The 11640-nt window shown below is 49.3% G+C and carries 10 protein-coding genes; 6 read left to right on the top strand and 4 right to left on the bottom strand.

Annotated elements, in window-relative coordinates; translation table 11 throughout:
• Nucleotides 1–36: 36 nt before the first annotated feature.
• Nucleotides 37–522, bottom strand: a complete 486-nt coding sequence (locus tag NY07_RS04005) for a putative 4-hydroxy-4-methyl-2-oxoglutarate aldolase (RefSeq protein ID WP_033538071.1) — start codon at nucleotides 520–522, stop codon at nucleotides 37–39.
• 195 nt (nucleotides 523–717) lie between these two features.
• On the opposite strand from NY07_RS04005, the gene NY07_RS04000 reads away from it, so the two are divergent.
• Nucleotides 718–1032: a hypothetical protein gene (locus NY07_RS04000; protein ID WP_033538070.1), complete on the top strand. Its 315-nt coding sequence runs from the start codon at nucleotides 718–720 to the stop codon at nucleotides 1030–1032.
• A gap of 31 nt (nucleotides 1033–1063) precedes the next feature.
• Here NY07_RS04000 and NY07_RS03995 read toward each other — a convergent pair whose 3' ends face one another.
• A complete protein-coding gene (locus NY07_RS03995; protein ID WP_033538069.1) occupies nucleotides 1064–2710 on the bottom strand; it encodes a methyl-accepting chemotaxis protein in 1647 nt (548 codons plus the stop codon).
• Nucleotides 2711–2932: 222 nt separating this feature from the next.
• On the opposite strand from NY07_RS03995, the gene NY07_RS03990 reads away from it, so the two are divergent.
• Entirely contained in the window at nucleotides 2933–3913 is a 981-nt protein-coding gene (locus NY07_RS03990; RefSeq protein WP_033538068.1) for an ABC transporter substrate-binding protein, read from the top strand.
• 15 nt (nucleotides 3914–3928) lie between these two features.
• Nucleotides 3929–5254: a diguanylate cyclase domain-containing protein gene (locus NY07_RS03985; RefSeq protein ID WP_033538067.1), complete on the top strand. Its 1326-nt coding sequence runs from the start codon at nucleotides 3929–3931 to the stop codon at nucleotides 5252–5254.
• A gap of 9 nt (nucleotides 5255–5263) precedes the next feature.
• On the opposite strand, the gene msrQ is transcribed toward NY07_RS03985, so the two are convergent.
• Both msrQ and msrP read right to left on the bottom strand, forming a co-directional pair.
• A complete protein-coding gene (gene msrQ, locus NY07_RS03980) occupies nucleotides 5264–5881 on the bottom strand; it encodes a protein-methionine-sulfoxide reductase heme-binding subunit MsrQ (RefSeq protein WP_033538066.1) in 618 nt (205 codons plus the stop codon).
• A gap of 18 nt (nucleotides 5882–5899) precedes the next feature.
• Nucleotides 5900–6919, bottom strand: a complete 1020-nt coding sequence (msrP, locus tag NY07_RS03975; protein WP_033538065.1) for a protein-methionine-sulfoxide reductase catalytic subunit MsrP — start codon at nucleotides 6917–6919, stop codon at nucleotides 5900–5902.
• Between the two features lie 183 nt (nucleotides 6920–7102).
• Here msrP and rmuC point away from each other — a divergent pair, with 183 nt between their 5' ends.
• The 3 genes from rmuC (at nucleotide 7103) to NY07_RS03960 (ending at nucleotide 11636) form a co-directional block, all read left to right on the top strand.
• The gene (rmuC, locus tag NY07_RS03970; RefSeq protein WP_033538064.1) at nucleotides 7103–8578 is read left to right on the top strand and encodes a DNA recombination protein RmuC; all 1476 of its coding nucleotides are present in this window, start codon (nucleotides 7103–7105) and stop codon (nucleotides 8576–8578) included.
• Between the two features lie 53 nt (nucleotides 8579–8631).
• Complete coding sequence (locus NY07_RS03965; protein WP_033538063.1) at nucleotides 8632–10569, top strand: transglycosylase SLT domain-containing protein; 1938 nt, start codon at nucleotides 8632–8634, stop codon at nucleotides 10567–10569.
• A 155-nt stretch (nucleotides 10570–10724) separates the two neighbouring features.
• Entirely contained in the window at nucleotides 10725–11636 is a 912-nt protein-coding gene (locus NY07_RS03960; RefSeq protein ID WP_033538062.1) for an AAA family ATPase, read from the top strand.
• Nucleotides 11637–11640 lie beyond the last annotated feature (4 nt).

The following is an 11640-nucleotide window of genomic DNA, read 5'->3' as shown; positions in this document are numbered from 1 at the left end:
CCATCTGGTAGGAGTGTTCAACTGGCTTTCGACCAATTACGAGAGATCCAACGGCATTGATGACACGGCAATGCCATTATCATCTGCATAAAGCATCATACCTGGTTTAATTATAACGCGATCTATCTCCAGCGTAATATTAACATCACCCAAATCACGCTTATCCGTCTTAATCGGATTGGCTCCAAGTGCTTGAATACCAATAGGCATCTGCTTCAATGCTGCCACATCTCGCACATAACCATTGATCACTATGCCACTCCAGCCATTGTCCACGGCGCTCTGGGCAATCATATCGCCAAGTAAGGCCCGTCGGTTTGAGCCACCACCATCGACGACCAATACCTTACCTTGTCCGGGTTGTGACAACAGCTGCTTGACTTTGGAGTTGTCTTCATGACATTTCACCGTCACCACCTCCCCCCAGAAAATGTGTTTCTGGCCAAACTGACGGTAATGGGGCGCCAACAGCGATAATTGAGCATCATAACGATCGAAAAGATCGGGCAAAAGATCCAGCATTGCAGCCTCCCTGCAACTAAACCAATGATGAAGTTACTATAACAAGGCAGGAATAAAATGAAAATTAGATGAATTTAAATTCGATCGGTTTTAAAATGTGCTTTCCCTAATTTACCCAGGTGACATTTTGTCACTATGCTCCTCAATGAACCGATACATAATTGTGTGTGATCGGCAAAGACACATTGGAATAAAATGACAGATAAACTCGATTTACAAGATGCAATGGCGGCCCTCGATAAATTTGGTTATGACCAGAAACACAGCATTGAACTGGGTCAGGCACGCACTCAAGCACAAATGGAGAAGTATCTAAAATCATTAGACTTTAATCTACGCAGGCTGCTTATTTTACAAGAGGTCGTCAATAAATTAGTCGAAGAAGAGAAAGCCAACCAGGCTCGTCAGGAAAATATTCAAACTTTTAAAACTAAGGTCATTAACCTGTCTCGAGAATATGGCCTGCCTTACGACCAAGTGTTGAATATTATGAGCCAGCAGGAAAAATAAAGGCCTGCTCTTGGCAGGCCACTTATTTTACTTACAGTTTAAACGTTGAAATAAGCGATTCAAGCTCGGCAGAACCCACTTTAACTTGTTCACTGGTACTGCCTATCTCTTCACTCTTTTGTTGATTCTCCAGCGAGATGTCGTTAATGCGGGTGACATTCATGTTCAACTCGGCGATCACTGCACTTTGCTCTTCTGTTGCGGTGGCAATTTGAATATTCATGTCAGAGATCTGTTTTATTGAAGACTTAATCATCTGCAAGGCATCGACAACTTGAGTGGTCTCGCCCACAGTTTGCTCAGATTGTGCCTTGGCACGAGCCACCGAGGCATTAACACTTTCAACGGACGCGCGAATCGCCTCGATGATCCCATTGATCTCTTGGGTCGACTCTTGCGTGCGACTGGCCAGGGTTCGAACTTCATCGGCCACCACGGCAAAGCCGCGGCCCGCTTCACCAGCCCGTGCTGCCTCAATTGCCGCATTCAGCGCAAGCAGGTTGGTCTGCTCGGCTATTCCCACAATCACATCAAGGATCTGCCCTATCTGCCCCGAGCTAACCTGCAATGCCTGCGCCTCACTAGCGGTCACTTCCAACTCGTTTGACAGGCTCTGAATCTTAGCCACGGCACCATCGACCACTATGACGGTATTATCGGCTTCAACATCGGCGCTACCCGCACTATCGGCAGCCAACTGTGCATTAGATGCGACCTCAGATGAGGCCATCGACATCTCATTAATCGCCGTCGCCACACTCTGGGTTTCTGCCTGCATGTTAGCCGTCACTGCACTGGCCTGGGACGAGATATCGGCCAGCCCTTCGGCCAGCTCACGACTATGGGAAACGGAAGCCGCAACCGAGTTAACCAAGGCTTGGATCTTCGCCACAAAAACATTAAAGCTAGCGGCAACCTGCTTCAGTTTATCCCGACCCGATTCCTCTAACCTTAAGGTGAGATCCCCTTCGCCTCTGGCAATGTTTTCAAAGGCGGCTATGGTATCGGCCATAGGCGCAGAAATACTGCGGGATATGGCACCAAGAATTAAGATCACAGGTAACCACACCGCAATACAGATCAGTAGGTATCTACCGCTAAAAGCTTGCATTTCATCTTGAATATCATCGACATAAATTCCGGTGCCCACAATCCAGCCCCAGGGCTGAAACCGCTTAACCACACTCATCTTAGGACTGGGTTCCGTAGCATTTGGACGGTTCCACATATACTCAACCAAAGCGTACTCGTTATTCGCCGTGCCTGTTACCATCTTCTCAAATAGCTGTACACCGTTAGGAGCTTTCATTCCCAGCACATTGGTGCCCACCAATTTCTTAGCAAAAGCGTGTTGTACCATTATTCCCTGGCGATCTATGGTCCAAAAATATTCGTTGCCCTCATACCGCAACGCATCTAACGCCTCAATGGCAGCACGCTTTGCCTCCTCGGTCGACATATCGCCCGATTGAGACGCCTCATAGAACTGACTAATCACCTTCTCACCCACATCGGAGAGCGCCGATAATTTTGCTTCTTTCTCCTTGATCAACACCTCTTCGATATTCATCAAGGCAAAAATAAACATGATGCCGGTCGCCACTATGGCGAGCAGCAACATTAACAGCAATCGATGGGCAATTTTAAATTTACGAAATAGCGTATAGATGGCGTTCATAGGCGACACCTCGAAAAGTAACCGGATTAGTCCACGGACCCTTTAAATTTCGTCTATCATCAGAGGTTTGTCAAAATTGGAAATACCTATAAATGTATACTTTTGTAGAATAAAATAACGGCTTAGAGAAGATATAATGCAGATGAAGGAATAATCCGTCTGATTTGGCTATTTACAACTACACTAAAGTGTCAACACTTTTTATAAGGGTAATCTTAAGCAATGAAGACTAAGGGAATAGTATTCTTGGTGATTATCACCATGGGACTGTTATCGATTAACTGGTGGGGCGCAAAAGCCCCCGCCACAGAACCGCCCACCAAATTTAAAATCGCCACCTCAACGACTCCCCTCAGCGCACCACTTATTATTGCCAGAGAACTGGAACTTTTTAAGCCCTACAATCTCGACATCGAATTGATCCCGCTGCGCGGTGGCCACCTCTGTTTTCAAGCTATGATACAAGGGGTTGCCGATCTGGCCACCAGCTCAGAAACCGTCATCATGTTTAATGGCTTTGAGCGCAATGATTTTCGCCTCCTGGCTAGTTTTGTCGAATCAAATAACGATCTCAAATTGCTGACGCTTAATGATGGTCATCCAATGAGCATGACTCAATTCCAACATAAAAAAATAGGTATGGTTAAAGCCAGCGCCAGTGAGTTCTTTGCCGATGCATTTCTTATCATTAGTGGTCATCAACAGCAGGAGTTTGAGAAGGTATTTATGTCGCCCCAAGCACTTGGGCCCGCCCTGCTGTCGGGAGAGGTTGATGCCATTTCGGTGTGGGAGCCCTTTGGCTATCAACTGATAAAAGAACACGATGACAAGATATATCAATATCCTGGCAAAGGGATCTATAACCTCTCCTTTAATTTGGTCGCAACAGAGAACAATGCCAAGTTAAATCAAAATCACCACGCCAATATCTTAAAGGCGTTAAAAAGCGCACAGCACTTCATTAATCAGCATCCTCAACGCGCAAAACAAATTATCAGTGACTATCTGGATATGCCCCTGCCCGAGTTGGAGTGGGCATGGAACGATTATATTTTTCGGCTATCTTTAAATAACTCGCTGCTTTCTAACTTACATGCGCAAGCACGTTGGGCAATTGCCAGTGGTGCGGTAGAAGCAGAGAACACACCAGATTACAGGCTGCTTCTGGACGACTCAGCCCTTATGCAGGCGCTCGACAACTAGGACGTTATTAGACCTATGATGATCAATACCAGGTTGAAATTGCTGCTATTTGTCAGCCTGTTTCTGACAACAACCATCTTGCTGACTTTCGCTGGCCTCAAAAATATTCAACAAGAAAACCTACAGCAGATGTCTCACATCATGGAGTTGGAAACGTCCATAGATGTGCTGAGAAGTCGACTCTGGGCGCTACAAGAGTTCCAAGATGAAGAGGTATTGAATCAAACCCTAGACGCTCACGAGCAGCTTAAGATTAAACTGGCTAACGCCCACTTTTTGGTGCCCGAGGCTAAGGTTTTGACCTCAAACCTCAACCGTATGACCGACAGTCTATCCGCCCTGCTCATCTTAACTGGCCAACAAATGAGTTCGCAACCGCAGCGGGGGATCATCTCGGTCCGCGGCATGTTAACCACCAGGTTTAATATCACCATTCAGTCCATGAGCGAAGATCTGACCAGCCTGCAACGACTCGTCATTGACAGTCTTGCAGAGCAGCAATCAAAAATTCTCACTACTACCATCTTCCTTCTACTGGCTGGCTCATTAATTTTGCTACTGGTAACCACCTCAACCCTCAAGGTGTTCAGGGAGAGCCTTCATAGGATAACCCAAGGGATCAGCAAGTTAAGCCAAGGTGATCTCGATAACCATATCGAAATTGTTCATAAAAACGAACTGGCAATATTGGCGCAGAAATTCAACGCTATGACCCAGAAACTCAAAGAAACCACCATTAAGAAAGAGGCATTACAGGGCGAAGTGGCGGCGCAAACCAAACAACTTAAACGCCAAACACAAAAGCTTAAGTATGTAGCAGAGCACGACGATCTTACCGGGCTCTATTCTCGCAGCGCCTTTGAGCGCCAGATCGATACGGCTATCGCCCGCTGTCAACGCACCAAGATGCACGCCGCCATGTTATTTATCGATCTAGATAAGTTTAAGCAGGTCAATGACAGCCTGGGGCATGACAATGGCGATAAGGTATTATTGACCGCCGCCAGACGGATCCAAAACGCCGTGCGTAGCTCTGATATCTGTGGTCGACTAGGAGGCGATGAATTTGTCGTCTGGCTGGAGCCCATCAACGACATTACAGAGGTCTCTCTGGTGATCGATAAGATCATTCAACAACTATCCCCACCTATCGTTTGTGGCCGCACCAGCGTCTCATTAAACCTCAGTATTGGTGTTGCCATGTACCCCGAAGATGACCTCACCCGACTAGCCCTCATTAAAATCGCCGACGACAACATGTATCAGGCGAAAAAAATCAGTGGTAATAGCCACCATTTTTCGCCGCAGATGGCAGAAAAAATCGGTAGCCAGCTCGCCTAGTCTGTAAACCTAGCCTGTGAGTACAGACAGGCGGTTTCTCAGCTGTTTTATATCCACTCTCACTAATAGCAGCGCTATCAACCCAGCCAGATAGAAACTCGGTTCTATGACCTCAGACTTAACCGACCAATAGAAGTGAATTGGCGCCAGCAAGGCCAGCAGATAGATACCATTGTGAAGCTGCTGCCAGCGCCTGCCCATGGCTCGCCTCACCCTGTTAAAAGACGTCAGCGCCAGCAATAACAAGATGATGTAGCCGCATGCCCCCACCAATATGTAAGGACGCTTGACGATCTCACTGAACAGCAGTTGCCAGGCAAACAGTAGATCCAGACTCAAAAAGGCAAAAATATGTAGCGATGCATAGGCAAAGACATAGAGGCCCACAAGACGACGTGTCTGCATCAAGATTCCCAATTTAAACCGCTTGGCCACAGGCGAAATGAGTAACACGGCAACCAAGGCGTTGATAGTGCCCATTCCCGTATAGTGAATAATATACTGAACCGGATCGCCGCCAGCGCGACCCGTCAGTACCTGCCACAGCAACAGCGCAATAGGCACAAGGCCTATCAGGTGAAACAGAATTTTCAAAGGCAGCAGATGCCGAGCCTGTAATCTAAACAAAGTGACTCCCCAAACATTTTAGTAATACTGACGCAAATCCATCCCCTTGTAGAGATGGGCCACCTGCTCGCCATAGCCATTAAAGGGCAAGGTGGGGATCCGCTGGGCGGAGAAGATCCCCCCTTCACCGATACGTCGCTCGGTTGCCTGTGACCACCTTGGGTGATCCACTTTAGGGTTCACATTGGCGTAGAAACCATACTCATGTGGCGCCAGCTGATTCCAGCTGGTGGGCGGCTGTTTATCCATGACATGGATCCGCACCACAGATTTGATGCTCTTAAAGCCATATTTCCAAGGCACCACCAAACGTACCGGCGCGCCATTTTGCGGGGGTAATGTCTTGCCATAGAGACCTACGGCCATAAAGGCCAATTCATTGGTGGCCTCATCAAGGCGCAGGCCTTCCACGTAGGGATAATGAATACCCCCTCCCATTAAACGGCTTTTCTGCCCTGGCATCTGATCGGGATCGAACAGGGTTTCAAACGCCACATGGGTCGCACCTGATTTTACCCCCGCCTTATCGAGTAACTGTTTCAGAGAAAACCCCACCCAAGGGATCACCATTGACCAGGCCTCGACGCAACGCAAACGATATATGCGCTCTTCTAGGGGAAACAACTTGTGCAAATCATCAAGATCTAATGTCAGCGGCTTATCCACCATGCCATCAATACGCAACGTCCAGGGATCGACCTTAAACCCCTGAGCATTTTCATAAGGATCCGTCTTACTGGTGCCAAATTCATAAAAGTTATTGTGGGTGGTCACCTTCTGTTCGGGCGTCAATATCTCCTGCTGACCAAACCCCTTGTTGTGCGAAAAGGCTAAGGGGTGGGTCACAAAAGGCGATTGCGGCTCAGACTTGCCAAACAGATCAAACAAGCCCGCCTGCACCTGACCGGGAATACTGGCCCCCAGCGCGCCTAGGCCTAACGCCTTAACAATAGTGCGCCTATCATTAAACACAGCTTCAGGCGTTACCTGCGATGCTTTCTCATTCCAGCTTGCTCTGCCTTGGGAACCTTTTGCCATATGCTTCACCACTTCAATGTCATTAATCGTTTCAACCTATGCTGAATTAGATAGTCTAATGCCTTAAAAAATTTCACCTAAATAATATTTAACGAACAAGTGTTCGTCATTTACTCGATCGCTACTTGAACCCATTTGTGCCACATGAGACGCTAACCGCCTAGCCTAAAACGGATATTGACTATGCTGACCGAACTTCCTTTATCTCTACCACAAATCATTGTCTTAGGAGCCGTCTCCTTGCTCGCACTGCTTATTGGCGCCCTGCTCAACCAGCGTCTAACCAGGGCTAAATGGCAAACGGTCAGAGAAGAGCTTATCCAGCAGCACACCAACGCCATGCTGCTACTCGAGGCGACACTGGAAGAAAAACGCAGCGAAGTAGGAGTTCTTACGCAGAAACTCGAGCAGCAGATCAATCTGCTGGGCATGAGTCAGGCCCAGGCTAAACGCGCCGAGGAGTTAGAACAACAACTACAGCAAAGCCAGCGTAAACAGATGGAGACTCAACTGGCACTGTCAAAATCCAATGCTCTACAACAGACCCTAACGGTGAAATTTGAAACCGAGCAACGGGCGCTGGAAGATAAAATTCAGCACCTGCATGAGTCTGAGACCCGTCTAACCCAACAATTTGAAAACTTAGCCAACAAAATTTTTGATGCAAAGACCCAGCGATTACAGCATGAGAATGAACTGCAGCTATCAAACGTGCTTTCTCCCTTTAAACAGCAGCTTGAAGGATTTAGAAAGCAGGTTCAAGAATCCTACACAGTTGAGCAGAGTGAACGCAGTGCACTGAAGCACCAGCTGGAATCCCTCAAGGCACTCAACCTGCAGATGAGTCAGGACGCCATCAACCTTACCAAGGCGCTTAAAGGTGACAACAAGCAGCAAGGCAACTGGGGCGAAGTGATTTTAGAGCGCGTGCTGCAAGAGAGCGGCCTGCGCGAAGGGCACGAATATGAGACCCAACAAGATTTAAAACACGACAATGGCAAACGCTTTAAGCCTGATGTCATCGTCCATCTGCCCGAAAACAAAGATGTGGTGATCGACGCCAAGATGTCCTTACTCGCCTACGAACGCTATTTCAACAGCGAAGATGAGGCAACTAAGGCTGCAGCCATCAAGGAACACTGCCTGTCTATTCGCAACCACATCAAAGGACTCAGTCAAAAGGATTATCAAACACTGCACGGCTTAACAAGCCTGGATTATGTGCTAATGTTTATTCCATTGGAGCCTGCCTTCTTGCTGGCATTAGAGCATGAGCCAGGGCTGATAAACTATGCACTAGAAAACAATATCATGCTGGTCAGCCCCACCAACTTGTTGGTGGCACTACGCACGATCAACAATATTTGGCGCTATGAATATCAGAACCAAAATGCCCAACGCATTGCCAAGCAAGCGGGTAAAATTTACGACAAGTTATGCGGCTACCTTGAAGACATGGAAAAAGTTGGCCGTGCCGTGGAGTCCCTGGACAAGCATTACCAGGCCGCCATGGGTAAGTTGACCTCAGGTAAGGGTAACCTTATCCGTCAGGCTCATCAGATGCAGCAACTGGGGGTATCAACTAACAAACAGTTAGATGCTCAGCTGTTAGATAAGGCGCTGAGTGAACACCTGGACAATGACATAAAACTGAATTAAAGCGACGCGATACTATAGGGTCTTAGGTAAACAGGGAAAAGGACTGGACGACAATGCCAAAGCGGTTAGGCAAATTTTACTATGCCAATATCTATCTCCTCCTGTGGCTGGGCAGCTTACTGCCATTAACACTGTCAGCCGCCCCCCTGACCAAGGCGCAGCAGCAATATCTCGATGCCAGGGAGGCGCTGAGCCAAAATAACCAAGCAAGCTATCAGCAACTCAGGCTACAGCTCGAAGGTTATCCCCTCACCCCTTATCTCGACTATCACGCCAACATGGACAAGATAGTCGATTTACCCGGCAACCAGGCTCTGCAGGCTATCAAAGCATTCGAAGGGACTCCGCTCTATAACAGTGCCCGCCATCGCTATCTGGAAAATGCCGGCCAACGAAAGCAGTGGCGTCACTTTCTCGCCCTCAGTCCAGAGGCGCCGCGTAACATCTCGCTGCAGTGTTATTACTACCGTGCCATGCTCAATCAAGGTGAAACAGACAGCGCCTATCAAGGCGCTAAAAAGCTCTGGCTCCATGGCCAATCACGCCCAAAAGAGTGCGATCCCCTGTTCAATGCCTGGGAAAAGGCGGGCCATCGCAGCCAAACCTTGCTCTGGTCACGCATGTTTCTGGCCTTTAATAGTGGCGAGTATAGCCTGTTAAAATACCTGGCCTCTAAGGTCACCACCCACCAAAAAGAGGCCAAGCTGTTGCTGGCCGTCTACCAAGATCCCCGCAGCCTAAGACACAGCAAACGTTTTCGCACTAAGGCGGTCATCTATGGCGACATCGTCGATGCAGGCCTTAGACGCCTGGCCCGAAAGGATCTCATCAAGGCGGTCAAGCTCTACTTAAGCTACGAAAAATCAGAACGTTTTAGCGACTATCAAGACAGCAAACTCGGGCGCTACCTGATCAGACGCGCCTTGATTTCCCAGGAGCCTGAGCTCAAGGACTTTGTCGATAGCCGCCTGCCCAAGATCGACAGCGACGATCTTAAAACCCTGCGCCTGCGCTGGGCCATCAGAGAAGCCGATGAAACCAATATAGACAAGTACCTGCCACTGCTGAGCGAAGGCACTCGCAATAAGGCGCGCTGGCAATATTGGTTAGCCAGACGTCTCTTGAACACCCAAGCAGATGGAGCCAACTCAACGCTGCAGTCCCTAAGTCAAGAGCGCAACTTTTACGGTTTTACGGCCGCGCATCTGATCGATAAGCCGATCAATCTCGCCCAGATTGACACCCTAGTGGATGAGAGCCTGACACCTCAGCTGTCAATCGATCCCGGCCTTGCCCGGGTGCAAGAGCTTTTGGCCTTAGATAAGACCATAGATGCCCGCGCCGAATGGGTACTACTTTTGGGGCGGCACGGCAAATCTCTGCAGGCCCAGTACGCCTTGCTGGCAAAACGCAATCAGTGGCACGACCTAGGCGTTCAGGCCAGCATACAGGGACAGCTGTGGAATGATATGCAGCTGCGCTTTCCCTTTGCCGCCGATGAAGCCTTTAAGCGCGCCAGCAAAGAGGCCAAAGTCGATATTGACGAGATCCGCGCCATTGCCCGCCGCGAGTCCGCCTTTTACCCCTTTGCCACCTCAGGCGTTGGCGCACGGGGCCTGATGCAGCTGATGCCCGGTACAGCCAAAGAAACCGCTCGCAAACATGGCCTCAGCTATCGCGGCAGTAAGAGTCTTTACGATGTGTCGCTCAACACGACGCTCGGCAGTCGCTACTATAAGTCACTGCTCGAACGATTCGACGGTAATCGCATTCTGGCTACGGCCGCCTATAACGCCGGGCCCCACAGAGTTAAACGCTGGCTGGAAAAAAGCCAAGGCAAGCTGGATGCCATCGCCTTTATCGAGTCGATCCCCTTTACCGAGACAAGAGAATATGTCCAGGCGGTGCTTAGCTACCGCGCTATTTATCAAGCTAAGCAGCAAAAGCCGGTCGCACTTTTTTCGCCGCAGGAGTTGGCCTTTAAATATTGACACCCGCCCCCTATAGGCTAGTGATAGAAATCAGTGACTTGTTCTTTCACAGTGCTCTGACCAAAAAAGCTAGCCAATCATAGACTTCTGCCTCATAGTTAAAGGCCGACTTGACGATTGTTTCTGACCATTGAGTGATCACCTTAAGGAGTTTCATGTCCCATTCAAGCATCAACTCAATCTTGGCCCAACTGCAGCGAGTGCTGCTGGGTAAGCCCCATCAGCTTAAACTTGCCCTCACCTGCATTTTGGCAAAAGGGCACCTGCTTATCGAAGATCTTCCCGGCATGGGTAAGACCAGTCTATCCCAAGGCATGGCGCAAAGTTTGGGACTGAGCCATCAGCGTATCCAGTTCACCAGCGATATGTTGCCTGCCGATATTCTTGGGGTCTCTATCTTCGACAAAGAGCAATCTCAGTTTGTATTTCACCCCGGCCCTATCTTTAAACAGATGATCCTGGCCGATGAGATCAACCGCGCCAGTCCAAAGACTCAGAGTGCCTTACTAGAGGCGATGGCAGAGCATCAGATCTCGGTAGATGGCGTCACCCATCCGCTGCCCAGCCCCTTTTTCGTTATCGCCACGCAGAACCCCAGCGAGCAATCAGGTACCTTTCCCCTGCCTGAGTCGCAACTGGATCGCTTTATGATGCGGATCTCCATCGGTTATCCCGATGAGACAGCCGAAAAGGCGATGTTGAAGGGCGAGGATATCTCTCCCCAGTTCCACAAGCTTCCCGCCTGCATCGACCCCCTGATCTTGATGGATCTCCAGGCACAAGTGGCTGAGGTCAAGGCATCTGACGCCCTGCTCAATTACATTCTGGCGCTGGTAAAAGGCTCTCGCCAGCTAAACGAAGGCTGTGGACTTTCGCCAAGGGCCAGCAAAGCACTGCTGAGTGCCGCTAAGGCCTGGGCCTTTATCCATGGACGGAATTATCTGGTGCCTGACGATGTCCAGGCGGTGTTTGCCGCCGTTGCCGAGCACAGACTCAGGCACACCAGTCAACAACAGGGCGAGGCGCTCTCCCAGCGCCTGCTGGCCAGCACCAACCCTATCTTGTGATCCC

The sequence above is a fragment of the Shewanella sp. ECSMB14101 genome, assembly GCF_000773485.1.
Classification (GTDB): domain Bacteria; phylum Pseudomonadota; class Gammaproteobacteria; order Enterobacterales; family Shewanellaceae; genus Shewanella; species Shewanella marisflavi.
The sequence above is the reverse complement of the archived record's forward strand: the minus strand, read 5'-3'. Positions and strand labels throughout refer to the sequence as shown.

What these genes read in the sequence shown, in the direction of transcription:
- NY07_RS04005 (WP_033538071.1), bottom strand. Translation starts at nt 522, where the DNA reads ATGCTGGATCTTTTGCCCGATCTTTTCGATCGTTATGATGCTCAATTA.
- NY07_RS04000 (WP_033538070.1), top strand. Translation starts at nt 718, where the DNA reads ATGACAGATAAACTCGATTTACAAGATGCAATGGCGGCCCTCGATAAA.
- NY07_RS03995 (WP_033538069.1), bottom strand. Translation starts at nt 2,710, where the DNA reads ATGAACGCCATCTATACGCTATTTCGTAAATTTAAAATTGCCCATCGA.
- NY07_RS03990 (WP_033538068.1), top strand. Translation starts at nt 2,933, where the DNA reads ATGAAGACTAAGGGAATAGTATTCTTGGTGATTATCACCATGGGACTG.
- NY07_RS03985 (WP_033538067.1), top strand. Translation starts at nt 3,929, where the DNA reads ATGATGATCAATACCAGGTTGAAATTGCTGCTATTTGTCAGCCTGTTT.
- msrP (WP_033538065.1), bottom strand. Translation starts at nt 6,919, where the DNA reads ATGGCAAAAGGTTCCCAAGGCAGAGCAAGCTGGAATGAGAAAGCATCG.
- rmuC (WP_033538064.1), top strand. Translation starts at nt 7,103, where the DNA reads ATGCTGACCGAACTTCCTTTATCTCTACCACAAATCATTGTCTTAGGA.
- NY07_RS03965 (WP_033538063.1), top strand. Translation starts at nt 8,632, where the DNA reads ATGCCAAAGCGGTTAGGCAAATTTTACTATGCCAATATCTATCTCCTC.
- NY07_RS03960 (WP_033538062.1), top strand. Translation starts at nt 10,725, where the DNA reads ATGTCCCATTCAAGCATCAACTCAATCTTGGCCCAACTGCAGCGAGTG.